This window comes from Methanoculleus sediminis (assembly GCF_001017125.1).
Lineage (GTDB): Archaea > Halobacteriota > Methanomicrobia > Methanomicrobiales > Methanoculleaceae > Methanoculleus > Methanoculleus sediminis.
Map to the genome: position 1 here is coordinate 638,438 of NZ_JXOJ01000002.1, position 23,066 is coordinate 661,503.

The following is a 23,066-nucleotide window of genomic DNA, read 5'->3' on the forward strand; positions in this document are numbered from 1 at the left end:
GGAATCATTATATACCGGAACACGTGAGGTAGGGGCATGGTCGCACTCCGCCTCCTCGCCATGGACGACGTTTCATTCCGCTCGTGGGAAGGCAACGGTTCGGGCGCATACGGCGACATCTGGGTGATCATCCCGGAAAAAAATCTCTTCCCGGAGTTCCTTAAACACTTTTACCGCGCATCCGGCCGGGATCTGATCTCGATACCGTACTCCGAGAACTTCTTCTGAACCTGCCGGGGAACCCGGCCGCCTTCATCGTGCTGCCGGTGCTGTCCAGCCATACCGGGAGCAAAACGTTTAATGCAGAGTATAGATATGAGCACCACGATGAGTGTGCGGATGAATCATCGTGAATCGAGAGCTCTCCGGCTTGAGAATTCTGTGACCGCGAGGGCACTCCGCATCCTCCCCGCATACTCTGCTTACATTAAGACCTACGCTCTCCTCCGGGAGTCCCGGCAATGGAGCCGGGAAGAACTCGCGGCTCACCAGGCGCAGGCGCTCTCGCGCCTCCTCGACCACGCCTACGAGAACGTCCCCTACTACCGCCGGGTCTTCCGTGAGCGCGGCCTCGTCCCGGAGGACATCCGGACCCCCGACGACCTGGTGCTCCTCCCGTTCCTGACCCGCGAGGACCTCCAGAACAACCTCCCCGACCTGAAGGCCAGAAATTACCCCGATTCCGCCTTCGAGTACGTCACCACCGGCGGCTCCACCGGGATCCCGGTCGGCTTCTACTACGAAAAAGGCGTCTCCCGGGCCCGGGAATGGGCGTTCATGAAGACCCAGTGGGACCGCGTCGGCTACCGGTTCACCGACCGCTGCGTCGTCCTCCGGGGCTACATCGTCGGGTCGGCAAGAGACGGCGTCTTCTGGAAGAAGACCCTCTGCGGCCGGTGGCTCTTGATGTCTTCCCACCACATGACCGAAGAGACCCTGCCCGCCTACATCGACCGGATCAAGAGGTTCAAACCCCGGTTCATCCAGGCGTATCCCTCGGTGGCGACGATCCTGGCGCGGTACATGCGGGAGCACGGGGTCGAGCCGTTCCCGACCGTCAAAGCCGTCCTCTGCGGGTCGGAGAACCTCTACCCCTGGCAGCGCGACCTGCTCGAGGAGGTGTTCGGGTGCCGGGTCTTCTCCTGGTACGGCAACTCCGAGCAGACGGTGCTTGCCGGCGAGTGCGAGGAGAGCACCCACTACCACATCTTCCCCGAATACGGGATCGTCGAACTGATCGGGCAGGACGGCCGGCCCGTCCGGGGACCGGGGGCCATGGGCGAGGTGGTCACGACAAGCCTCATAAACCCCATCTGCCCCCTCATCCGATACCGCACCATGGACGTCGCGGTTCTCGGGACGGACTCCTGCACCTGCGGGCGGAGCTACCCGATGCTCGAGCGGGTCGAGGGGAGGCTCCAGGAATTCATCGTGACGAAGAACCGCCGGTTCATATCGATGACCGCGGTAAACATGCATTCCGACATCTTCGACAACGTTGCGCAGTTCCAGTTTCACCAGGAGAAAGAGGGAGAGACCCTGCTACGGATCGTGAAAAAACCCGGATACAGCGACCGCGACACGGAGCGCATCCTCAAGGAACTCGACAGAAAATTCGACGGCGACGTGGACGTGACCATCCGCTTCGTCGATGAGATTCCCCGCACCCAGCGCGGTAAATACCAGTTCCTGATACAGGAACTCCCGCTGGGTCACGGGGGCATTTCGGTGTGAGAACCATGCGAAAACTCAGGTTAATTGCAGTAGGAGACATATGGGTTCGGACGGCGAACTATCAATACCCGTTCGGGAGGGTCAGTCATCTTCTCGAGAGTAAGGACGTCCTCTTCGGGAACCTGGAGACCACCCTCTCGGATACGGGAGAACCGGCAGAGAAGCACCACGTGATCTTCACATGCCCGGATTCGGCCCGGCACCTGAAGGAGGCCGGGTTCGACGTCATGAGCGTTGCAAACAACCACTCCGGCGACCTCGGTGTCGAGGGATTCAAGAACACCCTGAACGCACTCGAGAGACGGGGTATTCTCGCCATCGGCGGATCGGCGACCGAAGATCGGCAGGAACCGATCATCCTCGAGAGGAACGGTATCTCGATCGGGTTTGCGGGCTATACGATCGGCAAACTCGCCATATCGCGTGAGGTCTCGGTCAACCGGCTGGTCGAGGAGGACATCCTCAAGGATATCGCATCTCTCAAAGGCCGGTGCGACCATATTGCCGTCTCGCTGCACTGGGGGACGGAGATGGCCTACTACCCGTCTCCCGAGCAGATCGACCTCGCCCACCGGCTCATCGATGCGGGGGCCACCCTGATCCTCGGGCATCACCCCCACACCATGCAGGCGATCGAACGCTACCACGGGGGGCTCATCGCCTATTCGCTCGGCATGTTCCAGTTCGAGCCGCGCTGGCCCCACAACATCTCGCGGGAGGCGATCATGCTCTCGGTCGACCTGCAGAAGAACGGCGTCGTCGGGACGCATGAGACGGCGCCGCTCATCATCGACGACGACTTCATACCCCGTCCCGCAGAGGGTCCGATGGGTGAGGAGATCCTGAACTTTCTATCCGAGATCTCGCGTCCGGTCGCCGAAGGCAGGCTCACCAGGGCAAGGTGGTTTGAGGAGATCGCGCCGGTCTACATGAAGATGAACCTCGAGAGTTACCGTTACCGGATACGCCGCAAAGGTCTCTTCCCGCTCCTGGAGATGGGAGCCTGGTTCTTCACGCCGTTCTGCCTGAAATGCTGCGCCGGCCTGGTACGGCGGTTATTTCGCCCGGAAATGGCGCGCAGGAGGCGTGCCCCCGGACAGAACGCCGGGAACTGAACGAAGGTGAATGCCGGGGCACGCGAGAGTCCGGTTCAACCGGACCCCGTCCCCGGCCCGTTCTTCGACGCATTCTTCATTCCGACCGGCCATTCCCCGGGAAGGCCGCCGGGGGCCCGGGAGCCGGATCGCAAAACCCTCATTACAATTGATGACAAATATAAACGCGAGGAGTGTAACCAATTTGTCAGCGATTCCAAAGGAGGAGTATCTCTATAAGTGCACGTCCGCCTGCGCGGGGTGCAGCTCTTCCCTGTGTCTGCGTTACGTGCTCAAAGCCGCCGGACCCGACTCCGTCCTGGTCGTACCCGCCTGCTGCACCAGCGTTATCCAGGGGATCTACCCCGGCACGGCGATGAACGTGCCCGTCTACAACGTCGCGTTCGCCGCGGCCGCAGCCTGCGCCTCCGGTATGAGCGAGGCGTTTGCGGCACTAGGAAGAGAGACCAACGTCATCGTCTACGCGGGCGACGGCGGAACGGTCGACATCGGGATTCAGGCGCTCTCCGGTGCTTTCGAGCGCGGCACCAATTTCCTGTACATCTGCTACGACAACGAGGCATACGGCAACACCGGCATGCAGCGGTCGGGCGCAACGCCGCTCGGGGCGCGCACCACCACGACCCCCGGCGGCAAGCCCACGACCAAGAAGGATCTCGACCGGATCGTCGAGGCGCACAACCCGCCCTACATGGCGACCGCCTGCAGCGCCTACCCCCTCGATCTCTACAAGAAGGTCCAGAAGGCACTCTCGATCGAGGGGCCCAAGTTCATCCACATCCTCGCACCGTGCCCGCCGGGGTGGCGCTACCCCACGGAGAAGACGGTCGAGATGGGGAAACTCGCCGTGAAGACCGGGACATGGATTCTCTACGAGCGCGAGTTCGGGAAACTCGCGATCAGCGGCCCGTCGAAGGCGGCGATGAAGCGGCCCGCCCCGCTCGAGGACTACATCAGGGGCCAGGGCCGGTTCAAGAACCTGAGCCCCGAGACCCTCGATCTGATGCGCCAGCAGGTGCAGCAGAACATCCAGCGGCTCTCCCGCGAGGAGGCAGGCGTATGCTGACGATCGCGACCGGAAACAGGGCGGTCGCCGATGCGGTGAAGGCCGCGAAACCCGGCGTCATCGCCGCATACCCGATCACCCCCCAGACCGAGATCGTCGAGCAGATCGCCGAATACGTCACCGCCGGCGACCTCGACAGCCGCTACATCCCGGTGGAGAGCGAGCACTCGGCGATGGCGGCCTGCATCGGGGCGAGCGTCGGGGGCGTTCGGACGTTCACGGCGACGAGTTCCCACGGCCTCCTCTACATGCACGAGATGGTCCACTGGGCCGCGGGCGCCCGTCTCCCCATCGTCATGGCGAACGTCAACCGGGCCCTCGGGCCCGGATGGAACACCTGGGCGGAGCATACCGACGCCTTCTCCCAGCGCGACACGGGCTGGCTGCAGGTCTTCGTGGGCACCGTCCAGGAGGCCTACGACGCCACCCTGATGGCGTTCAAGATCGCCGAGGACGAGAGGGTTCTTCTTCCCGTGATGGTCAACCTGGACGGGTTCACGCTCAGCCACATCACGCAGTCGCTCGATACGGTGGAACTCGGCGACTTCCTGCCTCCCTTCCGCCTCCCGCACGCCATCGACACGTCAAACCCCCTCGGCTACGGGCCCATGACCGGCCCGGCCGACTACTTCCGGTTCCGGTGGGACATCGAGCGCTCGATGCGCGACGCCCGGGGCGTGATTACGGAGGTCGAGCGTGAGTTTGCAGAGCGGTTCGGCCGCTCCTACGGCCCCACGGAGGAGTACCGGTGCGAGGACGCCGACGTCGTCGTCGTCGCGATGGGAACCCTCGGCAAGGAGGCGGAGGTGGCGATCGACCGCCTCCGCGACGAAGGGGTCAGGGCCGGTTCCATGCGCCTGCGCTGGTTCCGCCCCTTCCCGGACCTCGACCTCTCCGGGCGGGACGTCGTGGTGATCGACCGCGACTACTCCTTCGGCTTCGGCGGCGTGGTGGCGCATTCCCTCAAATCAAAGACCGGCATCGAGCCTTACAGCGTGATCGCCGGCCTCGGCGGCCAGGAGGTCACCTACAACGATATCGCGGATTTTGTCCGGAACCGCCATCCGGGAAAAGAGATGTGGTTCGGGGTGAGCGACCATGTATGAGATCAGGATCCACTCCCGGGGCGGGCAGGGCGGTGTCACCGCCGCGAAACTCCTCGCCCTCGCGGCGTTCAGGGACGGCAAGCACGCAACCGCCTGCCCGTTCTACGGGGCGGAGCGGCGCGGGGCGCCGGTCGTCTCGTTCGTCCGGATCGACGACGAACCGATCAAGGTGTACAGCCAGATCCATGAGCCGGATCTCGTGATCGTCCTCGATACGAGCATCATGGATGTGGTGGACGTCCTGGACGGCCTCAAGGCCGACGGCACGGTTCTCTTAAACAGCGCACACCCGGTTGCCGGGTGCAACGGAACCTGCCGTCACGTCGACCTGACCGGGATCGCGCTTGCACAGAACCTGGTGGTCGCGGGAAGCCCCATCCTGAACACCCCGGTGCTCGGGGCGCTCGCGAAGGTGGGCATCGTCACCCTCCCGTCGGCACTGCAGGCGATCCGCGAGATGTTTAGCGACGAGCGGAACGTGAAAGCTGCCGAGGCGGCGTACGAGGAGCTGAAAATATGAGAGAGAGACTTGCGCTCAGCAGGCCGAAGGAGGCCGCGTCGGGGAAGACCGGGACGTGGCGGACGTTCCGGCCGGTTGTGGATAAGGAGACGTGCAACGCCTGCGGCCTCTGCGCCCAGTACTGCCCGGACGGGGTCATCGACGAGGAACTGAACATCGACCTCGACTACTGCAAGGGGTGCGGCATCTGCGCGAACGAGTGCCCGAAAGAGGCGATCACCATGGTTCGCGAGGAGCGCTGACCTCCTCGTCGATAGGGCTTTTCGCCATATACTCCAGGTTGAACCGGTAGAAGTGCGCATAACCGCAGTTGCGGCACCGGGTCGTGAAGTGGTTGCACCCGATCGCGAGGTCGTGCGGGCCCGCGACTCCGCAATTTTTGCATCGTCCGTCGGCCTCGAGGGTCCAGAGATCGTAACGCCCGATCGGCGTGCAGGTTCCGACCGCCCCGGTGCTCTCGAACCGCGGGATGAATATCCGGGTCGCCCCGCAGGCAGAGCAGATCACCTGCGCCTGCGCCGAGACCGCTTTTATGATCTGGTCGACATCCTCGCCGCAGTGGTAACAGCGGGTGCGGTGCCGGGTGAAGATGAACCGCTCGCTCATGCATGATACTTGAGGAGCGCAAGATAAAACCTCCGTCCCGGAGTGCGGGCGGCCCTACTCCGGGACGGCAGGTTGGTGCCGCTCCCGGGCCGGGTCACGGGCGGGAGGCAAACGTTAAATAGCACCCCCGCACCTCTGTTGCCGAATAGGAGGTTATGAGATGGCAGCGTTGAGAGTCGCACCCTATGTCTGCGCTTACTCGGATGAGAACGAAGAGAACCTTCACATCGAGATCGAGCTACCCGGGGTCGATAAGAAGGACATCACGTTCAAGATGCAGGAGACCAGTTTCTCCATCGATGCAACCCGCGGCGACGTACGCTACGTCGGCACCTACGCGATCGGCTGTCCGGTCGACACCAACAGGGCGAAGGCGACATTCCGAAACGGCCTGCTGGCCGTGGATGTCCCCTACATGCAGCCGGCCGCGGAGGAGACGAAGGAGATCCCCATCGCGGAGTGAAGGGCCCTTCGAGGCAGATCTCTTTTTTACCGCCGGGTGCCCTGCGCCCCGATAGCGGGAGGGGGCCGTCCGCACCCCGCGACCGCTCCGTCCGCCGGGAGGAGTCACCTTTATTAGCCAGCATCCGCACGTCAGGGATATGAACCCGGCACGCGGATACGACCCGGAAGCACCGGAAGCCCCGGTGCGGGAGGAATCGCCACCGAACCGGCTGATCAACGAACAGAGCCCTTACCTCCTCCAGCACGCCCATAACCCCGTCGACTGGTATCCCTGGGGGGAGGAAGCGTTTTCACGGGCGCGGGAGGAGGGAAAACCGATATTCCTCTCCATCGGCTACTCGGCCTGCCACTGGTGCCACGTCATGGAAGAAGAATCGTTTGCCGACCCGCAGGTCGCGAAACTCTTAAACGACGTCTTCGTCTGTATCAAGGTGGATCGCGAGGAGCGGCCGGATATCGACCAGGTCTACATGGCGGCCGCCCACGCGCTGACCGGTGCCGGAGGATGGCCGCTCACCATTCTGATGACCGCCGACAAAAAACCCTTCTTTGCGGCGAGTTACATCCCCAAGGAGAGCCGCTACGGGATGACCGGCCTTCTGGATCTCATCCCCCGGATCAGTAAGGTCTGGCAGAACCAGCGGCAGGAACTCGAGAACGCCGGCGACCAGGTCATCCAGGCGCTGCAGGGCGCGGCGAGAACCCCGACGGAGGAGGGCGAACCCGGCGAGGCGGTTCTCGACGAGGCCTATAACACCTTCTTCCGGGTCTTCGACGGGGAGAACGGGGGGTTCGGGGATGCGCCCAAGTTCCCGGCCCCGCACAACCTCATATTCCTGCTCCGGTACGGGAACCGGACGGGGAAGGAGCCGGCATACACGATGGTCGAGAAGACGCTCCATGCCATGCGCCGTGGCGGGATCTTCGACCAGATCGGCCACGGGTTCCACCGCTACTCGACGGACGCGGAGTGGTTCGTCCCGCACTTCGAGAAGATGCTCTACGACCAGGCACTCCTCGTCTTGGCATACACGGAGGCTCACCTCGCGACAGGGAGAGAAGAGTTCGCGAGAATCGCCCGGGAGACGATCGCCTACGTCCTGCGGGACATGGCCGATCCGGGCGGAGGCTTCTACTCGGCGGAGGACGCCGACAGCGAGGGGGAGGAGGGGAAGTTCTACCTCTGGACGAAGGACGAGATCCTCGGCGTTCTCGGGGAAGAGGACGGCGAACGGTTTTCGCGGATCTTCAACGTCACGGAGCCCGGGAACTACCGGGAGCAGCCCGGAGGGAAGAGGACGGGCAGAAACGTCCTCCGCCTGCGCCGGCCTCTCGCATCCTGGGCGCACGAGTTCGAAACCTCGGAGGACGATCTGGTGTGGTTCGTGGAGGAGGGGCGGCAGAAACTCCTTGCGGCCCGCGAGCGGCGTGTCCGCCCGGGAAAGGACGACAAGATCCTCGCCGACTGGAACGCCCTCATGATCGCCGCCCTCGCGAGAGCGGCCCGGGTCTTCGACGATCCGGACTACCTGGCGGCGGCGGAGAAGGCGGCCGCGTTCGTCCTCACGAATCTTCGCGGGCAGGACGGGCGGCTCCTCCACCGCTACCGGGGCGGCGAGGCCGGCCTCGCGGCAACCCTCGACGACTACGCGTTCATGATCTGGGCGCTCATCGAGGTCTACGAGGCGTCGTTTGTCCCCGGTCACCTCAAGACCGCCGTCGACCTCTCCCGGGACCTCATCGCCCGTTACTGGGACTGCAACCAGGGGGGGTTCTTCTTCGTGCCGGACGATGCAGACGTCCCCGTCCGACAGAAACCGGTCTACGACGGGGCAATCCCTTCCGGCAACAGCGTGGCCATGTACGCCCTCTTCGTCCTCGGGCGGATGACGGCGAACCTCGAACTCGAGGAGACGGCGGAGCGGATACGACGCGTCTTTGCCGGAACCGTCAGCGAATCTCCTACCGCCTGCTCCCACTTCCTCACCGGTCTCGAGTTCATGCTGGGGCCGAACTTCGAGGTGATCATATCCGGCGTTCCGGGCGCGGAGGATACGAAAGCGATGATCGGCGCCATCCGGTCGCACTACGCGCCCGACGCCGTCATCATCTTCCGTCCTTCCAACGAAGAGGAGCCGGAGATCGTGGAGGTGGCCGGGTTCACCCGCGACATCGTGATGATCGAGGAGAAGGCGACGGCATACGTCTGCACCAACTACGCCTGCGACATCCCGACGACCGATCCCGACGAGATGGTGCGGCTCGTGAGAACGACCGGACGGCCGTCGGAGCCGATCGCCTGACTTCAGGGGGTACACCATGATCGGGCGAAACGGGGTCGATATGGAGCGGGTGAACGCTCTTAAGAAGGTGATGCAGGAGGATCCGGCAGCGGGCAGCAAGACCATTTCCGCCATCACGAGCTGGAACGGCGGTGCCCACTCCACCACGATCGTCCGGAACTTCGCTGTCCCGGCCGACGAACCGGCCGTCCTCGGCGGAACCGACCGCGGGCCAGGCCCGACGGAACTGATGCTGACGGGACTTTCCGCCTGCATCGCGACCGGGATCGCCTACAGCGCGGCGGAAGACGGGATCGAGGTCGATTCGATCGAGATCGATGTTGCGGGCGACCTCGATCTCGGCGGGTTCCTCAATATCGGCGATCTTCGACCGGGACTGGCGGAGATCCGCCTGACCGTCCGGGTGGATGCCGACGCGCCGCGGGAGACGATCGAAGAACTCGTGAACCACGGCTACCGGCGCTCGCCGGTCGCGGCATCGCTCGAGGGCAGGGTGCCGGTCAGGATCTGTATCGGGGGGGAGGAGGCGGCGCTCTCTGAACCCCGATCCGGGGCCTGATCACGTCCCCGCCTCTACACCGGCGGAGAGGCGGAAACAACTCTCTCCTCGTCTTTGACCAGCGGATAGTTCGCCGCCTTCCACCCAATCGTGCCGCCGAGCAGGTTTATGACGTTTCTAAACCCGTGCTTCTCGAGGATGCTCGCCGCAAGGCTCCCCTTGTACCCGGCATCGCAGTGGACGACGACCCGCTTATCCTCCGGGATCTCCTCGATATGCTCCTCGAGATGCCCGACGTAGATGTGATGCGACCCCTGAATGTGACCATCCTCCTCCCGGTGATTGACGTTCCTGACGTCGAGCACCCAGATCGACGGGTCGTCCAGGTTCTCGGCGAGGTCGGGAGGAGACCAGGTGCCGGAGCGCTCGACGATCTCGCCCTGCTTGAACCAGGCCGCAAACCCCCCCGCGAGGTATCCCGAGATGTTGTCGTAGCCGAGCCGCACGAAGTGGCGCACCACGTGATCCAGGTCCAGGTTGAAGTCGTCCACGAGGATGATCGGGCCCTCGTAGTTTAAGTAGTAGCCCATGTAGAGGGGGAGGCCTTCCCGCCAGATGCTGATGGTCCCGGGGATATGCCCGCCGGCGAAACTCGTCGGGGACCGGATATCGACGATCTGCGCCATCTTATCCATGAGCGAACGAATCTCCCGGGCCGAATACGCCCGCAGGTGCGGCAGGTTGTAGATCAGGGGCGGCCCTTCCCGATTGAGTTTTCGCATCATCCTGAAATATTGCGGCTCGTAGAGCCGTTCGCTCACCTTGCGCTCGACGAACTCCTCTTTCGAGAGAGAGAGCAGCCCGTTCGTCGCCTTCTCAAACCCGATGGTCGTGTACTCCCGGTCGCTGATGTTCCCGCCGCAGACGGATCCCGCGCCGTGGGCGGGGCAGACGATCGCGCTGTCCGGGAGGGTGAGGAGTTTCTCGTGCAGGCTCGTATACAGCATCTCCGACATCTCCCGCCGCTTATCCTCGCCGGCGAGATCGGTTCTCCCTACATCCCCGGCGAAGAGCGCGTCGCCGGTAAAGACCATCAGGGGATCCCCGGAGACCGACCGATCGCGGAGCAGGAGCGATATGCTCTCTACGGTATGGCCGGGCGTCTCCAGAACCTCGAGCTCGAGCGGGCCGAGCGAAAACGTCTCCCCTTCACGGACGCCGGTGCCGAACTTGAAATCCTCCCGGGCGCCGTGCAGGATCTCCGCCCCGGTCGGGCGGGCGAGCTCCCGGGAGCCGATGACGTAATCCTCGTTCTTGTGCGTCTCGAAGATCTTCGTGATCTTCATGCCCGCGCGCTCGGCGACGGCCGCGTAGACCAGGCAGTCGCGCCTCGGATCGATGACCGCCGCCTCCCCGCCCGCCCCGACGATGTATGAGTTGTGAGCAAGGATATCGGACTTAATCTTCTCAAACAACATCCGTATTCATCTCCCGGGTGGTGGAACCCGTTCCGATGAGCCGGGATACGGGGCGGATATATAAAAGGTTTCCGTGGGATACGGAGAGAGACCGGGCGTCGCCGGCCGCTCACTCCTGCCGGACGGCCCTCACCTCGAGGATGCCGCCCACCGCCTTGAACGCATCCTCGAGCTCCTCGAAGTTCGGGATCCGGGAGCCCCGGAGGATGCGCAGCCCGCTCCTGATGCTGTCGCCGCCGAGCATGCAGCCCACCACCATCTTCTCCGTGTTCCTGGAGAACCGGACGATCTCGTTCGCGACGTGCGCCGGATCGACGAGTGTGGTCGGCACGGCGATCACGAACGCGATGTCCCAGAAGTCCTGGTGGCGGATCAGTACGTCGAAGAGAGCGGCGAACCGGGTGGCGTCGGCGTCCCCGAGGATATCCATGGGATTCGAGTGGTTCCAGAACGGCGGGAGGAACGCATTGAGCTCGCGGAGCACGTCGTCGGGGAGGTCGACCATATCGACCCCGTACGCCTCGGCGTAGTCGGAGGCGAGGACGGCGAACCCGCCCGCACTGGTGACGGCGATCGCACGTCTCCCTTTCGGGTAGCCCTCGGAGGCCAGGAGTTCCGCGAGGTTGAAGGCGTCCCGCAGGCTCCGGGCCGGGATCACTCCCGCCTGCCGGAACGCCGCGACGTAAACCTCGTAACTCCCGGCAAGCGACCCGGTGTGGGACGACGCCGCGGCCTTGCCCTTCCGGGACGAACCCGACTTCACCGCCACCACCGGCTTTCTTCCGGCGACCTCGCCGACGATCTGCATAAACCCGCGTCCGTCCTGGATCTCCTCGACGTACAGGGTGACCGACCGGGTCTTCTCGTCCCGCTCGGCAAACCGGAGAAAATGCTCGAACCCGAGATCCGCCTGGTTGCCGACGCTGATGACGGTCGAGAACCCGAACTCCTCGGGAAGGCTCCAGTCGACGACGGTGGTGATGATCGCGCCGCTCTGGGAGATGAAGGCGACGTCCCCCGCCCTCGGGGAGACGGGGTCGAACGTTGCGTTGATCCCCATGTGAGGCATCATGATCCCGAGACAGTTCGGGCCGATGATCCTGATGGAGTGCCGCTTTGCAATCGCCGTGACCTCCTCTTCGAGAACCGCGCCTTCACCGCCGATCTCGCGGAACCCGGCGGTGACGATGACCGCGAGACGGACGCCTTTCTTCCCGCACTCCTCCATCACCTCCGGGACGATCCGGGCGGGCACGGCGACGACCGCCCAGTCGACCGGGCCCGGGATATCCAGAACGGTGGGGTAGGTCTTCCGCCCGAAGAGTTCGCTTCTCGATGGGTTGACCGGATAGAGGTTCCCGGGGAACGAGAGCAGGTTCCGGAGGACGGAGTAGCCCACCTTGTTCGGGCTTGCGGAGGCGCCGATCACGGCAATGGATTCCGGGTAGAAGATGTCCGGGGGTGCCCGAACCCTGAGCCGGGCGGCCGCGCCCCCGGCGGTATCCCCGACGATGATCCTCGCATCGACGACGCTGACGCCGTTCTCGTAGACGATGACGGGGTTCAGGTCGAACTCCCGGATCCGGGGGTCTTCGATGAAAGCCTGTGCCATCGCGGCGATGACGCGGACGAGCGCCTCCTCGTCCTTCGGGGGCTCTCCCCGGTATCCCCGGATGAGCCGGTAGCCTTCAATCTCACGGATCATGGCACGAATCTCGGCGTCGGTGACGGGCAGCACGCGGATGGAGACATCTTCGAGGAGTTCCACCAGTTTCCCCCCGAGACCGAACGTGATGACCTTCCCGAACGACGGGTCGGTCTTCCCGCCGATCAGCACCTCGAGCCCCGCGGGCATCTCTCTCTCGACGATGATCCCGATGACCGTCGCCTCCGGGGCACGGGCGGCGGCGTTCTGCATGATTGTTCGGAACGCCTCTTCGGCCCCATCGGGGCTCTCGATCCCGGTGATGACTCCGCCGACGTCGCTTTTGTGGACGATCTCCGGGGAGATGACCTTCATGACGACGGGATAGCCTATTCGCCCGGCGGCCACCCGTGCATCCCCGGCACTGGCGGCGAGATGATGGGGCGGCACCGGTATCCCGCACGATTCGAGAAGGCGGTAGCCCTCAGATTCGGTTAACATCCTCTCCGGCATGGGTATTCCTCGCGGTAGGCCGATCCTGTCAGGCACGATCGGCGCCCTGTTGCACGGATTGGTCGGATCGCTCATAATAATTATCCGTCCCGGAGGATTGAGACGGGTTTCCACAAAAAAAATTGCAGAACCGGTATGCAGCGGACCGGACTCCATGAAACGGCAGAGGGTGGCCGGGAACGGAGTGCGAACCCGGGGGGGTGCCGTGATCGCACCAGTAAAACTCCTGTAAATTTAATCTCACCGAATAAACCAAATTTAGAAAGATATAATAAATAGTGCTACAATCATTTTTGATCGTATGATTATGCCAAAATACACCGGAATGCTCACGGCCGCAGTACTTGCGGCCCTCGTTCTTGTCATGCTCGCCGCAGGGTGCACCGGCACCGGAACCGTCCAGGGCGGCGCCGGCGAGACCGTCACGGTCACCGACGGCTTCGGCCGGGCGGTCGCCGTCCCGTCGCCCCCGGAGAGCGTCGTCTGCTCGGGGTCCGGGTGCCTGCGCTATCTCGTCTACCTGCAGAGCCAGGATCTCGCCGTCGGCGTCGACGATATCGAGAAGGAGGGGCGGGCAATCGAAGGCCGGCCCTACGCCCTCGCTTACGGGGCGCAATTCAAGGATCTCCCCCTGATCGGCGAGTTCCGCGGCAAGGACGACCCGGAGAAGATCCTCGGAATAGGCCCGCAGGTCATCCTCAAGACCGGCTCCACCGGAACGGCATACGCGACCAGTGCCGGCGACGCAGATAAGCTCGAGGCAAAGACCGGCATCCCGGTCGTGGCGTTCCCCTACGGATCGCTCAGGAACGACGCCGAAAAAGCCGAGATGTACACCGGGCTCCGCGTGATGGGGGAGGTCCTCGACAAGCAGGACCGTGCCGAAGAGGTGATCGCCTACATCGAGGCGACGATCGCCGACCTCGAAGCCCGGACCGCCGACATCCCCGAGAGCGAGCAGAAGACGGCCTACATCGGCGGCGTCTCCTCGGCGGGCGCCCACGGCATCATCTCCACCGAGCCCGCCTACCCGCCCTTCCTCTGGGTGAATGCCAAGAACGCCGCCGCAGGACTCGGCACCGCCCACGCCGACGTCGCGAAAGAGGCGCTCGTCGACTGGAACCCCGGATACGTCTTCATCGATGTCGGCACGATCCAGATGGAGAACGACGGGGCGATCGGGGAACTGAAGTCCGACCCCGCGCTCCAGGGCCTCTCCGCCGCGAAGGAAGGCCGTGTTTACGGTGTACTCCCGTACAACTTCTACAGCACGAACTACGAGACCGTGCTCGCCGACGCCTACTTCGTCGGCAAGACCCTCTACCCCGACCGGTTCGCCGACATCGACCCCGGGGAGAAGGCGGACGAGATCTACACCTTCTTCATCGGGAAACCGGTCTTCTCCGACCTGAACAGCCAGTACAGGAATCTTGGATTCACGGAGATCCCGCTGTAACGGAAGAACGCTCGGGCGGACAGGACGGAAGAGAAGGTATCTACTGCAGAGAGCATCCTTCTCTTCCCGGCCGGCACGGCCGGAGCGCGCGGTGTGGCGCCCTGCTCTCATGCTCTCCGGGCATGCGGTCAGGAAGGGCTCCCGAACCCTGAGGAACTACACCGGTTCGGCCGATTATCGGCGCAGGTATTACGAATCTAAATCGAGTCACACCTGATAGGTGGCGATTCGATAACTATAATAAACAATGTTACTACTACAGATATTAGTATGCCACCGTTCCGATACAGAGGAGTCCTCACGGCCGCAACGCTTGCGGCCCTCGTTCTTGTCATGCTCGCCGCAGGGTGCACCGGCACCGGAACCGTCCAGGGCGGCGCCGGCGAGACCGTCACGGTCACCGACGGCTTCGGCCGGGCGGTCGCCGTCCCGTCGCCGCCGGAGACCGTCGTCTGCTCGGGGTCCGGGTGCCTCCGCTACCTCGTCTACCTGCAGAGCCAGGACCTCGCCGTCGGCGTCGACGACCAGGAGAAGAAGGACCAGCCGATGGAAGGCCGTCCTTACGCCCTCGCCTACGGGGCGCAGTTCAAAGACCTCCCCCTGATCGGTGAGTTCCGCGGCAAGGACGACCCGGAGAAGATCCTCGGAATAGGCCCCGCGGTCATCTTCAAGACCGGCTCCACCGGAACGGCGTACAGCACCAGCGGCCCCGAGGCCGACAAACTTCAGGAGAGAACCGGCATCCCGGTCGTGGCGTTCCCTTACGGATCGCTCAGGAACGACGCCGAAAAAGCCGAGATGTATGCCGGGCTCCGCACGATGGGCGAGGTCCTCGATAAGCAGGACCGTGCCGAAGAGGTGATCGCCTACATCGAGGCGACGATCGCCGACCTCGAAGCCCGGACCGCCGACATCCCCGAGAGCGAGCAAAAAACGGCCTACATCGGCGGCGTCTCTTCGGCGGGCGCCCACGGCATCATCTCCACCGAGCCCGCCTACCCGCCCTTCCTCTGGGTGAATGCCAAGAACGCCGCCGCAGGACTCGGCACCGCCCACGCCGACGTCGCGAAAGAGGCGCTCGTCGACTGGGACCCGGAGTACATCTTCGTCGACCTCGGGACGACCCAGCTCGAGAACGACGGGGCGATCGGGGAACTGAAGACCGATCCCGCGCTCAAGGGCCTCTCCGCCGCGAAGGAAGGCCGTGTTTACGGTGTACTCCCGTACAACTTCTACAGCGTGAACTACGAGACCATCCTTGCCGACGCCTACTTCATCGGCAAGACCCTCTACCCCGACCGGTTCGCCGACATCGACCCCGGGGAGAAGGCGGACGAGATCTACACCTTCTTCGTCGGGAAACCGGTCTTCGACGAGCACAACAACGAGTACCGGAACCTCGGCTTTCAGGAGATCCCGCTCTGATGCCGGACTTTGAGAGGAGGAGATAACGAGATGCACTTTGCAGACGGGGCCATCCCCGCCGACTACATGGGCTACGTGCGCCGAAAGCACCTCTGGATACTCGGGGGCGTGGTCCTCCTCTTTCTCCTCCTGATCGTATCCATATCGGTCGGCGCGGTGAGCATTCCCCCGTACGAAGTCTTCCTCTCCATCGTGAACGGTATCGTCGATCGGATTAACCTGCTTCTCAACCCCGGCACCGCTCTCAACCCATCCAGCACCGACCGGATCGTCTGGAACATCCGCCTCCCGCAGGCGCTTGCCGCGATCGTCGCCGGGGTGGGGCTCTCGGTGGCCGGGGTCGCCATGCAGTCGATCCTTCGTAACCCGCTCGGGTCGCCGTTCACGCTCGGCATCTCGAACGCCGGCGCCTTCGGGGCGGCCGTCTCGGTCATCGTCCTCGGCACCGGACAGATGCATTCCACGGTCGCCGACGCCGTCACCTTAAACAACCCCTACGTGACGACGCTGGTGGCGTTCATCTTCTGTCTCCTTGCGACGGCCGTGATCCTGCTTATCTCCCGGATACGCGGGGCCTCCCCCGAGGTGATGGTCCTCGCCGGCGTCGCCCTCTCCTCGCTCTTCACGGCGGGGACGATGTTCCTGCAGTATTTCGCCGACGACACCCAGCTCGCCGCCGTCGTCTTCTGGACGTTCGGCGACGTCGGACGGGCCAGCTGGCAGGAACTCGGGATCATGGCCTTCGTCACGATAGCGGCCTCGCTCTACTTCATCGCGAACCGCTGGAACTACAACGCGATCGACGCCGGCGACGAGACCGCAAAGGGCCTCGGCGTCAGCGTTGAGCGGGTTCGCGACGTCGGGATGGTCGTCGCGGCGCTCGTCTCCGCCGTGATCGTCTCGTTCCTCGGGGTCATCGGCTTCGTGGGGCTCGTCTGCCCGCACATGGTAAGACGGCTCATCGGCGACGACCAGCGCTACCTGATCCCCGGTTCATGCGTCATGGGCGGGATCCTCCTCCTGGCCTCGGACACGGTCGCCCGGATCATCGTGGCTCCCTACATCCTCCCCGTCGCCGTGCTCACGGCATTTTTAGGCGCACCGGTCTTCATCTACCTGCTGCTTAGGGGGTACCGGCGATGATCCTCGACGTCGACGGCGTGGCGTTCAACTACCGGAGCGCTCCGGTCATCCGGGATATCACGTTCGATCTCCGGCCCCATCAGATTCTCGCGATCCTGGGGCCGAACGGTGTCGGGAAGACGACGCTCTTGAAGTGCATGAACGCGATCCTGCGGCCGAGGGCCGGATCCGTCCTCATCGAGGGGGCGGACCTCCTCACCGCCGACAGGATGGAGATCGCCCGGAAAGTCGGCTACGTCCCGCAACGGTGCGAGGCGGCCCGATTGACCGTCTTCGACGCCGTCCTCCTCGGCCGCCGGCCGCATATCGGGTGGGACGTGACGGAGAAGGACATCCGGATCGTCGAGGCGGCGATACGGATGCTCAGTCTCGAGAACCTGACGCTCCGATACATCGACGAGATGAGCGGCGGGGAACTCCAGAAAGTGAGCATCGCGAGAGCGCTCGTGCAGGAGCCCCGGGTGCTGCTCCTCGACGAACCGACGAGCAGCCTCGACCTCAAGAACCAGATCGAGATCCTCGGGATCGTCAGGCACGTGACGGCAGAGCACGACGTCGCCGCGGTGATGACGATGCACGACCTGAACATGGCGCTTCGCTACGCCGACCGGTTCATTCTCTTAAAGGACGGCGTCATCCATGCCGCAGGGGGTTCCGACGTGGTGACGCCGGAGATCATTGAGGCGGTCTACGGCGTCCCCGTAACGGTCGAACGATACAACGGGTACCGCTTCGTCGTGCCCCTGGAACCGGAGAGCGCCTGAGATCCAGCCCTTCCAGGCTCATGAAGAGTAACGTATAAGCCCGCCGTCGCCGATATGCCCGGCCGGGGGCATATGATACTCGAGACGTTCATCGGAATCGCCGAGATAGTCCTCGGGACGTTCGGGGCGCTCTTTATCGTCTACGGAGCGGCGATCGCGATCATCGAGCTCCTGGCGCGGGAGACACGCCTCCGAAAGCAGAGTTACCACGACATCAGGTGGTTCTTCACCACGCGCATCCTGATCGGTCTCGAGTTCTTCGTTGCCGCCGATGTCTTAAAGACGATCCTCGAACCGACACTCGAGGATCTGACCATCCTCGGGGCGCTCGTCGCCATCAGGACCGTCGTAAGTTACTTCCTTGGACAGGAGGTGAAAGAACTTCCCGAGGAGAGAAAGTTGTAAAAGGGGGTTTGGCGGGGCTTTCAGTCACTCGCTCTTCCGGCCCTGCAGTGCCGTTAAGTGCTCGTGCGCCCCTTCGACGACTCTTCTCGAGTTCGCGAAGGTGATCGTCTGCAGCGCCTCGTCGTAGGGGAGCCACCGGTAGTCGATGTGCTCGTCCGAGAGCGTCACCTTCTCCTCCGGGGTCTCGATGAGGTAGTAGACGACCTCCTTGTAGACCGTATGCGCCCGACGCTGGAAGAAGTAGTGAACCTCCTCGCGGAACCCGGGGACGAACCCTGCGCGGGTGATCCCGGTCTCCTCCTCAAGTTCGCGGAGCACCGTCTCTTCCTCGCTCTCGCCGCGTATACCGTGCCCCTTCACCAGATCCCAGTGACCGGCCCCGTACTTCAGGATGAGGTACTGGAGATCCGCATCCCGTCGGACGACGACTGCCCCGCATGAACGCTCTTTTGCCATGATCTCTTCAATCCTGTCTCGTGGAGTTTCCGGCCGCCGCGAGTTCGCGCCCGATGATCCGGAAGTCCTCTTCCAGGGACTCCCGGTACCCCGGGTTATAGAGCGCGGCGGCAGGGTGGAGGGTGGGGATGAGGCGGACCGGGTGACCGAAGAGGAGGGCGGGGTAGACCGTCCCCCGGATCTCCGTGATCCGGTCGAACTCGACCGGCAGGAACGAGAGGATATACCTGCTCGAGTGCCGGCCCAGCATCACGATCACCTTCGGCCTGATGATCCTGATCTGCTCCTCGAGGTACGGGGTGCAGGCCAGGATCTCCTCGTCCCGGGGGTCGCGGTTCCCGGGCGGCCGGTGCTTGACGATGTTCGCGATGAAGACGTCGTCACGGGTCAGGCCGATACCCGATAGAAGGCCTTCGAGGAGTTTTCCCGCCCGGCCGACGAACGGCCTCCCGGTGAGGTCTTCCTGCTTTCCCGGTGCTTCGCCGATGAGCATGAGGCCAGCCCGGGGGTTCCCTTCTCCCGGGACTGCATGGTGGGTGTTCTCCCAGAGGGGGCATTTCCGGCATTCGCCGATGACGGCGGCAAGGTTCTCTATCGCTACGTTGCTCTCCGTCTCCTCTGCCATGCCCACACTATTGACAATAACTCGTATAACCTTCTTATGCATTGTGTTTTGGCGCCGGATTCTATCCTACCCGCCCGGGATCGGTCCGGGAGGGAGAGGGGCGGTGCCGGCCGTTCGGCTACGGTTCCCACCAGCCGGCGCGGCACCGTCTTCGTGCTTATAGAGGCCGGTCTCCGGGGAGGTGGTCCGGCACGGGTCTGACGAGTAGATGCGTGACACAGAAATCGTTTATAGAGGGATGCCGAGTCTCAATCATGACGTACAGCCTCCGGCAGCCGCCCCCGCCCGGATCGGGTACTACCGACGGGCGGGAACCGGCCAGAACCCCTCACGGGCACGACTCCACACCCGCGGAGAGAGCCGGATGAGACAGACTCTCGCTCTTCTCGCTGCGCTGCTGCTCCTGGCATTCGGGGCCGGATGCACCAGCACACCGGAAAACGTCACACCCGCCCCGGTCCTCCACTACGAGCGGGGGGACGTCTTGATCCCGATCAACACATCCAAGATTCCAGTGCGGGGATTCGACGCCAATGTCACGGAGGTTATCGAGACCCTCCTCGCCGACCAGCGGGCCGGGGCCCTGCTTGAGGGCGGGTGGAAGATAGTCTCGGTTCGGACAGGTTTTGATTACGACTTGAAGACGCATGTCGACGTAGAGTTCCGGAGCGATGAACCGTCACCGTCGTTCTTCATCGAAGTGGACGAACAGAAGGGGCACACCGGCTGGGGGCGCTGCAACGTCCCGCGCTGGCTTGGAGGCCCATTTGCAGGCCCCTACCCTGAGAACTATCACCAGAACTGGACGCCCAGAAGGGGCGTTGACTGGATCTATGTCTTCGATCACCACAACGATCGGGTAGTGATGGTCTACAACGAAACGACGATCTTCTACCTCTACCCCTCGTACGGGAGAGAGTGGTATGAAAGCGTGGAGGCGTCAGGATGAAGCGGATCTTCATTCTCTCCCTTACGCTGCTGCTCCTGGCGCTCGGGGCCGGGTGCATCGACTTCCCCGGGGCGAACGCCACGGAAAACGCTACCTCTCCCCCGGTCCTTCACTACGAGCGGGAAAACGTCTCGATCCCGATCAACACATCCGAGATCCCGGTGAGAACGTTCGATGTCAACGCAACAGAGGTGATCGAGATCGTCCTCGCCGACCAGCGGGCCGGGATTCTGTTTGAGGGCGGATGGCAGATCACCTCGATCCGGACGGGCTTTGAGGGGGAGGACCCGAACCGGGAGCACATCGACGTGGAGTTCAGGAACGATGAACTGTCGCTGTCGTTCTTCATCGAAGTGGACGAATGGGAGAGGCAGACCGGCAGAGGACGTTGCAGCGCCACGATCTGGAGGGGGCACCCGTGGACGTCAGAACCCTTCCCCGAGGAGGAAGACTATCACCAGGTGGTAAACCCGTATATGGGCCTGTTTGTGGTCGTCGATCATCACAACGAGAGGGTGTTGATGGCCTATGACGATACGACGATCTTCTACCTCTACCCCTCGTACGGGGATGCGACTGAATGGGAGTGACCGAAGCGGAACCGACGCCCCTCTCCCCTCTCTCATGGAACAGGGTGATGTGAAAGCGTAGGGGAGGGCGATGCGGGAAAATGCAGGTTGCCGGAACGAGCATGGAACCACCATAGAAGGGAAACAAAATGAACAGAAAAGTGGGAATGCGGGCGCAAATCGTACCTGCAACCGGCGAGAGCCGGTTAAGTGAAGCAGATCTTCATTCTTTCCTTTGCACTGCTACTCCGGGGCGCGCTGTCTCTCCTGCACGGATCTGGCCCTGCGGCCAGTCCGCCACTCGCACCTGCAGGGCCGCGGACAGCCCTGCGGCCAGCCCGCCACTCAAAATTAATACCCCCGAAGGTGAACACTATATAGAATTTCCCGGCGAGCGTGCGGCCCGGTCTCGTCGGAGCGGCGGCGAACAGGGATATCCAACCCGAGGCGAGGCTGCAGGACGAATGGAGCGATTTGTACAATGAGCGATATGGATCACACCTGTTTTGACACGGCAAAGATCGACAAGATACAGGAACTGCGCGAACGCGGGGTGACGATCTACCCCTACACCTTCGACCGCAGGGATACCGTCACCGGGATCAAAGAGCGGTTCTCCACGATCGAGCACGAGAAGAGCGAGGAGGAGGTCAGCACCGCAGGGCGGGTCTACATCGTCCGCCAGCACGGCAAGACAATCTTCGCCGATATCGGAGACTCCGGGGGCCGGATACAGCTCTACCTGCGGAAGAACGACCTCGGCGAGGAGCAGTTCGAGCTTTTCAAGCAGTACGTCGACGCCGGGGACATCATCGGCGTCGTCGGCCACGTCTTCCGGACGAAGATGGGCGAGATCACCGTCTGGGTCGACCGGTTCGAACTCCTCACGAAATCGGTCTGCCCGCTTCCCGAGAAGTTCCACGGGCTCAAGAACGTCGAGATTCGCTACCGGCAGCGCTATCTCGACCTGATCATGAACGAAGAGAGCCGCGAGACCTTCCGGACGCGGAGCAGGATCATATCCCTTCTGCGGCAGTTCCTCTTCGAGCGGGACTACCTGGAGTTCGAGACGCCCACCCTGCAGCCGATCTACGGCGGCGCGAACGCCCGGCCGTTCACCACCCACCACAACGCCCTCGACCAGAAACTCTACCTCCGGATCGCCCCGGAACTCTACCTCAAACGCCTGGTCGTCGGCGGGTTTGAGAAGGTCTTCGAGATCGCGAAGAACTTCAGGAACGAAGACATCGACACCAACCACAACCCCGAGTTCACAATGGTGGAGATCTACGAGGCCTACCGCGACTACGACGACATGATGAACCTCACCGAGGAGATCCTCTCCTATCTCGCGGAGAGGGTGCTCGGGACGACCGCCTGCTCGTTTGCGGGGCATGATCTGGACTTCTCCCGGCCCTGGCGCCGCCTCACGATGGAGGAGGCGGTGCGGGAGTACGCCGGGATCGACTTCCCGGCCATGAGCCTCGAAGAACTCCGCGCCTTCGGCCTCGAGCACTGCGTGGAGGGCTGCGAGAGCGCCACGACCCGGGGCGAGTACCTGGTGCTCTTCTTCGAGCACTTCGGCGAGAAGCACCTCATCCAGCCGACGTTCGTCTACGACTTCCCGATCGAGAACTCGCCGCTTGCAAAGAAGCACCGCGCGAAGGAAGGGCTGACGGAGCGGTTCGAACTCTTCATCGCCGGGATGGAGATGGCGAACGGCTTCTCGGAGTTAAACGACCCCCTCGACCAGAAGTCCCGGCTCGAACTTCAGGACGCAAAGCGCCGGAGGGGCGATCTCGAAGCGCAGATGATCGACTACGACTTCATCAACGCGCTCGGCTACGGGATGCCCCCGACGGGCGGCGTCGGCATCGGGATCGACCGCCTGGTGATGCTCCTCACCGGCAAGGACTCGATCAAGGAGATCCTCCTCTTCCCGCAGATGAAGACCGCCGTCCCCGGGCAGAACGGGGACGGAGCGGAAGAGAGCGACAGGGAAGAGTGAACCCCCGCATTTTCAGGTCATGAACGGACGGAACAGGGCCGCCATCAAACCCGGGATGACGGTGGATATCGTACTCAAACGTGACCAGAAGACCGGCAAGCGCACCCGGGGCATCGTCGCCGAGATCCTGACGAACTCCTCTTTTCACCCCCACGGGATCAAGGTCCGGCTCCGGGACGGGCAGGTCGGGCGGGTGCAGGAGATCGTCGAATAGGG

At 63.3% G+C, this 23,066-nt stretch carries 24 protein-coding genes; 19 read left to right on the forward strand and 5 right to left on the reverse strand.

What is annotated here, in order from left to right:
- Positions 1-36 precede the first annotated feature (36 nt).
- The 7 genes from SZ63_RS05930 (at position 37) to SZ63_RS05960 (ending at position 5,783) form a co-directional block, all read left to right on the forward strand.
- Positions 37-228: a hypothetical protein gene (locus tag SZ63_RS05930; RefSeq protein ID WP_048182586.1), complete on the forward strand. Its 192-nt coding sequence runs from the start codon at positions 37-39 to the stop codon at positions 226-228.
- Positions 229-300: 72 nt separating this feature from the next.
- Positions 301-1,734: a phenylacetate--CoA ligase family protein gene (locus SZ63_RS05935; RefSeq protein WP_241481259.1), complete on the forward strand. Its 1,434-nt coding sequence runs from the start codon at positions 301-303 to the stop codon at positions 1,732-1,734.
- 5 nt (positions 1,735-1,739) lie between these two features.
- The gene (locus SZ63_RS05940) at positions 1,740-2,849 is read left to right on the forward strand and encodes a CapA family protein (protein ID WP_048183724.1); all 1,110 of its coding nucleotides are present in this window, start codon (positions 1,740-1,742) and stop codon (positions 2,847-2,849) included.
- A gap of 151 nt (positions 2,850-3,000) precedes the next feature.
- Positions 3,001-3,915, forward strand: coding sequence for a thiamine pyrophosphate-dependent enzyme (locus SZ63_RS05945; RefSeq protein WP_048182589.1), 915 nt, complete (start codon positions 3,001-3,003; stop codon positions 3,913-3,915).
- Positions 3,909-5,021: a transketolase C-terminal domain-containing protein gene (locus SZ63_RS05950; protein ID WP_048182592.1), complete on the forward strand. Its 1,113-nt coding sequence runs from the start codon at positions 3,909-3,911 to the stop codon at positions 5,019-5,021. The genes SZ63_RS05945 and SZ63_RS05950 overlap by 7 nt, the downstream gene beginning before the upstream one ends.
- The gene (locus SZ63_RS05955) at positions 5,014-5,541 is read left to right on the forward strand and encodes a 2-oxoacid:acceptor oxidoreductase family protein (RefSeq protein ID WP_048182594.1); all 528 of its coding nucleotides are present in this window, start codon (positions 5,014-5,016) and stop codon (positions 5,539-5,541) included. The genes SZ63_RS05950 and SZ63_RS05955 overlap by 8 nt, the downstream gene beginning before the upstream one ends.
- Positions 5,538-5,783, forward strand: coding sequence for a 4Fe-4S binding protein (locus SZ63_RS05960; RefSeq protein WP_048182597.1), 246 nt, complete (start codon positions 5,538-5,540; stop codon positions 5,781-5,783). The genes SZ63_RS05955 and SZ63_RS05960 overlap by 4 nt, the downstream gene beginning before the upstream one ends.
- On the opposite strand, the gene SZ63_RS05965 is transcribed toward SZ63_RS05960, so the two are convergent.
- Complete coding sequence (locus SZ63_RS05965; RefSeq protein ID WP_048182599.1) at positions 5,758-6,147, reverse strand: hypothetical protein; 390 nt, start codon at positions 6,145-6,147, stop codon at positions 5,758-5,760. The genes SZ63_RS05960 and SZ63_RS05965 overlap by 26 nt on opposite strands.
- 160 nt (positions 6,148-6,307) lie before the next feature.
- Between SZ63_RS05965 and SZ63_RS05970 the strand changes: the two genes are divergently transcribed.
- The 3 genes from SZ63_RS05970 to SZ63_RS05980 all read left to right on the forward strand — a co-directional run bounded on the left by SZ63_RS05970 (position 6,308) and on the right by SZ63_RS05980 (position 9,474).
- Entirely contained in the window at positions 6,308-6,610 is a 303-nt protein-coding gene (locus SZ63_RS05970) for an Hsp20/alpha crystallin family protein (RefSeq protein ID WP_048182603.1), read from the forward strand.
- A 139-nt stretch (positions 6,611-6,749) separates the two neighbouring features.
- Positions 6,750-8,915, forward strand: coding sequence for a thioredoxin domain-containing protein (locus SZ63_RS05975; protein WP_048182606.1), 2,166 nt, complete (start codon positions 6,750-6,752; stop codon positions 8,913-8,915).
- 16 nt (positions 8,916-8,931) lie between these two features.
- A complete protein-coding gene (locus SZ63_RS05980) occupies positions 8,932-9,474 on the forward strand; it encodes an OsmC family protein (protein WP_048182609.1) in 543 nt (180 codons plus the stop codon).
- Between the two features lie 14 nt (positions 9,475-9,488).
- Here SZ63_RS05980 and SZ63_RS05985 read toward each other — a convergent pair whose 3' ends face one another.
- Both SZ63_RS05985 and SZ63_RS05990 read right to left on the reverse strand, forming a co-directional pair.
- The gene (locus SZ63_RS05985) at positions 9,489-10,892 is read right to left on the reverse strand and encodes an MBL fold metallo-hydrolase (protein WP_048182612.1); all 1,404 of its coding nucleotides are present in this window, start codon (positions 10,890-10,892) and stop codon (positions 9,489-9,491) included.
- 109 nt (positions 10,893-11,001) lie between these two features.
- The gene (locus tag SZ63_RS05990; protein WP_338151814.1) at positions 11,002-13,038 is read right to left on the reverse strand and encodes an acetate--CoA ligase family protein; all 2,037 of its coding nucleotides are present in this window, start codon (positions 13,036-13,038) and stop codon (positions 11,002-11,004) included.
- A 313-nt stretch (positions 13,039-13,351) separates the two neighbouring features.
- Here SZ63_RS05990 and SZ63_RS05995 point away from each other — a divergent pair, with 313 nt between their 5' ends.
- The 5 genes from SZ63_RS05995 to SZ63_RS06015 all read left to right on the forward strand — a co-directional run bounded on the left by SZ63_RS05995 (position 13,352) and on the right by SZ63_RS06015 (position 18,243).
- A complete protein-coding gene (locus SZ63_RS05995; RefSeq protein ID WP_048182618.1) occupies positions 13,352-14,506 on the forward strand; it encodes an iron ABC transporter substrate-binding protein in 1,155 nt (384 codons plus the stop codon).
- A gap of 270 nt (positions 14,507-14,776) precedes the next feature.
- Complete coding sequence (locus SZ63_RS06000) at positions 14,777-15,931, forward strand: iron ABC transporter substrate-binding protein (RefSeq protein WP_048182620.1); 1,155 nt, start codon at positions 14,777-14,779, stop codon at positions 15,929-15,931.
- Between the two features lie 30 nt (positions 15,932-15,961).
- A complete protein-coding gene (locus SZ63_RS06005; protein WP_048182623.1) occupies positions 15,962-17,074 on the forward strand; it encodes a FecCD family ABC transporter permease in 1,113 nt (370 codons plus the stop codon).
- Positions 17,071-17,838, forward strand: a complete 768-nt coding sequence (locus SZ63_RS06010; protein WP_048182626.1) for an ABC transporter ATP-binding protein — start codon at positions 17,071-17,073, stop codon at positions 17,836-17,838. Before SZ63_RS06005 ends, SZ63_RS06010 begins: the two co-directional genes overlap by 4 nt.
- Positions 17,839-17,910: 72 nt before the next feature.
- Positions 17,911-18,243: a DUF1622 domain-containing protein gene (locus SZ63_RS06015; RefSeq protein WP_048183726.1), complete on the forward strand. Its 333-nt coding sequence runs from the start codon at positions 17,911-17,913 to the stop codon at positions 18,241-18,243.
- Between the two features lie 24 nt (positions 18,244-18,267).
- Here the strand turns inward: SZ63_RS06015 and SZ63_RS06020 are convergent, their stop codons facing one another.
- Positions 18,268-18,699, reverse strand: a complete 432-nt coding sequence (locus tag SZ63_RS06020) for a bis(5'-nucleosyl)-tetraphosphatase (RefSeq protein ID WP_048182629.1) — start codon at positions 18,697-18,699, stop codon at positions 18,268-18,270.
- Positions 18,700-18,706: 7 nt separating this feature from the next.
- Positions 18,707-19,324, reverse strand: a complete 618-nt coding sequence (udg, locus tag SZ63_RS06025; RefSeq protein ID WP_048182631.1) for a type-4 uracil-DNA glycosylase — start codon at positions 19,322-19,324, stop codon at positions 18,707-18,709.
- Positions 19,325-19,562: 238 nt separating this feature from the next.
- Here udg and SZ63_RS06030 point away from each other — a divergent pair, with 238 nt between their 5' ends.
- The 4 genes from SZ63_RS06030 (at position 19,563) to SZ63_RS06045 (ending at position 23,064) form a co-directional block, all read left to right on the forward strand.
- Positions 19,563-20,273: a hypothetical protein gene (locus SZ63_RS06030; protein ID WP_241481260.1), complete on the forward strand. Its 711-nt coding sequence runs from the start codon at positions 19,563-19,565 to the stop codon at positions 20,271-20,273.
- Positions 20,270-20,863: a hypothetical protein gene (locus SZ63_RS06035; protein ID WP_048182637.1), complete on the forward strand. Its 594-nt coding sequence runs from the start codon at positions 20,270-20,272 to the stop codon at positions 20,861-20,863. The genes SZ63_RS06030 and SZ63_RS06035 overlap by 4 nt, the downstream gene beginning before the upstream one ends.
- 460 nt (positions 20,864-21,323) lie before the next feature.
- On the forward strand, positions 21,324-22,850 hold the full coding sequence (gene lysS, locus SZ63_RS06040) for a lysine--tRNA ligase (RefSeq protein WP_048182640.1): 1,527 nt from the start codon (positions 21,324-21,326) through the stop codon (positions 22,848-22,850).
- A gap of 19 nt (positions 22,851-22,869) precedes the next feature.
- Positions 22,870-23,064, forward strand: a complete 195-nt coding sequence (locus SZ63_RS06045; protein ID WP_048182643.1) for a YwbE family protein — start codon at positions 22,870-22,872, stop codon at positions 23,062-23,064.
- The last annotated feature ends 2 nt before the right edge of the window (positions 23,065-23,066 follow it).

Bases quoted from the DNA above. Each gene is read 5' to 3' on its own strand.
- SZ63_RS05930 (WP_048182586.1), top strand. From the start codon at position 37: ATGGTCGCACTCCGCCTCCTCGCCATGGACGACGTTTCATTCCGCTCG.
- SZ63_RS05935 (WP_241481259.1), top strand. From the start codon at position 301: ATGCAGAGTATAGATATGAGCACCACGATGAGTGTGCGGATGAATCAT.
- SZ63_RS05940 (WP_048183724.1), top strand. From the start codon at position 1,740: ATGCGAAAACTCAGGTTAATTGCAGTAGGAGACATATGGGTTCGGACG.
- SZ63_RS05945 (WP_048182589.1), top strand. From the start codon at position 3,001: ATGACAAATATAAACGCGAGGAGTGTAACCAATTTGTCAGCGATTCCA.
- SZ63_RS05950 (WP_048182592.1), top strand. From the start codon at position 3,909: ATGCTGACGATCGCGACCGGAAACAGGGCGGTCGCCGATGCGGTGAAG.
- SZ63_RS05955 (WP_048182594.1), top strand. From the start codon at position 5,014: ATGTATGAGATCAGGATCCACTCCCGGGGCGGGCAGGGCGGTGTCACC.
- SZ63_RS05960 (WP_048182597.1), top strand. From the start codon at position 5,538: ATGAGAGAGAGACTTGCGCTCAGCAGGCCGAAGGAGGCCGCGTCGGGG.
- SZ63_RS05965 (WP_048182599.1), bottom strand. From the start codon at position 6,147: ATGAGCGAGCGGTTCATCTTCACCCGGCACCGCACCCGCTGTTACCAC.
- SZ63_RS05970 (WP_048182603.1), top strand. From the start codon at position 6,308: ATGGCAGCGTTGAGAGTCGCACCCTATGTCTGCGCTTACTCGGATGAG.
- SZ63_RS05975 (WP_048182606.1), top strand. From the start codon at position 6,750: ATGAACCCGGCACGCGGATACGACCCGGAAGCACCGGAAGCCCCGGTG.
- SZ63_RS05980 (WP_048182609.1), top strand. From the start codon at position 8,932: ATGATCGGGCGAAACGGGGTCGATATGGAGCGGGTGAACGCTCTTAAG.
- SZ63_RS05985 (WP_048182612.1), bottom strand. From the start codon at position 10,892: ATGTTGTTTGAGAAGATTAAGTCCGATATCCTTGCTCACAACTCATAC.
- SZ63_RS05990 (WP_338151814.1), bottom strand. From the start codon at position 13,038: ATGTTAACCGAATCTGAGGGCTACCGCCTTCTCGAATCGTGCGGGATA.
- SZ63_RS05995 (WP_048182618.1), top strand. From the start codon at position 13,352: ATGATTATGCCAAAATACACCGGAATGCTCACGGCCGCAGTACTTGCG.
- SZ63_RS06000 (WP_048182620.1), top strand. From the start codon at position 14,777: ATGCCACCGTTCCGATACAGAGGAGTCCTCACGGCCGCAACGCTTGCG.
- SZ63_RS06005 (WP_048182623.1), top strand. From the start codon at position 15,962: ATGCACTTTGCAGACGGGGCCATCCCCGCCGACTACATGGGCTACGTG.
- SZ63_RS06010 (WP_048182626.1), top strand. From the start codon at position 17,071: ATGATCCTCGACGTCGACGGCGTGGCGTTCAACTACCGGAGCGCTCCG.
- SZ63_RS06015 (WP_048183726.1), top strand. From the start codon at position 17,911: ATGATACTCGAGACGTTCATCGGAATCGCCGAGATAGTCCTCGGGACG.
- SZ63_RS06020 (WP_048182629.1), bottom strand. From the start codon at position 18,699: ATGGCAAAAGAGCGTTCATGCGGGGCAGTCGTCGTCCGACGGGATGCG.
- udg (WP_048182631.1), bottom strand. From the start codon at position 19,324: ATGGCAGAGGAGACGGAGAGCAACGTAGCGATAGAGAACCTTGCCGCC.
- SZ63_RS06030 (WP_241481260.1), top strand. From the start codon at position 19,563: ATGCCGAGTCTCAATCATGACGTACAGCCTCCGGCAGCCGCCCCCGCC.
- SZ63_RS06035 (WP_048182637.1), top strand. From the start codon at position 20,270: ATGAAGCGGATCTTCATTCTCTCCCTTACGCTGCTGCTCCTGGCGCTC.
- lysS (WP_048182640.1), top strand. From the start codon at position 21,324: ATGAGCGATATGGATCACACCTGTTTTGACACGGCAAAGATCGACAAG.
- SZ63_RS06045 (WP_048182643.1), top strand. From the start codon at position 22,870: ATGAACGGACGGAACAGGGCCGCCATCAAACCCGGGATGACGGTGGAT.